This window comes from Marinomonas gallaica, from assembly GCF_001639745.1.
Taxonomy (GTDB): Bacteria; Pseudomonadota; Gammaproteobacteria; order Pseudomonadales; family Marinomonadaceae; genus Marinomonas; species Marinomonas gallaica.
Genome location: NZ_LTAX01000073.1, coordinates 1 through 273, shown reverse-complemented (window position 1 = coordinate 273; position 273 = coordinate 1). Strand labels below are relative to the sequence as shown.

Sequence of the window (273 nt, the reverse complement as noted above, 5' to 3'; positions counted from 1 at the left end):
TTGGTGGGTCGTACTGGATTCGAACCAGTGACCAATTGATTAAAAGTCAACTGCTCTACCAACTGAGCTAACGACCCAAACTATGTGGCAAATGGGGTGGACGATGGGGCTCGAACCCACGACCGCCGGAATCACAATCCGGAGCTCTACCAACTGAGCTACGCCCACCATATTGCCATTACATTTTAAAATTAGTGGTCGGAGTAGAGGGATTCGAACCCCCGACATCCTGCTCCCAAAGCAGGCGCGCTACCAGACTGCGCTATACTCCGA

3 tRNA genes are annotated in these 273 nt (G+C 52.0%); all 3 read right to left on the bottom strand.

Features of this window, described 5'->3' with window-relative positions:
* Position 1: 1 nt before the first annotated feature.
* A tRNA-Lys gene (locus tag AYW76_RS18685) sits at positions 2-77 on the bottom strand.
* A 15-nt stretch (positions 78-92) separates the two neighbouring features.
* Positions 93-168: transfer RNA gene (locus AYW76_RS18680), tRNA-His, on the bottom strand.
* 27 nt (positions 169-195) lie between these two features.
* Positions 196-272 (bottom strand) — tRNA-Pro (locus AYW76_RS18675).
* Position 273 lies beyond the last annotated feature (1 nt).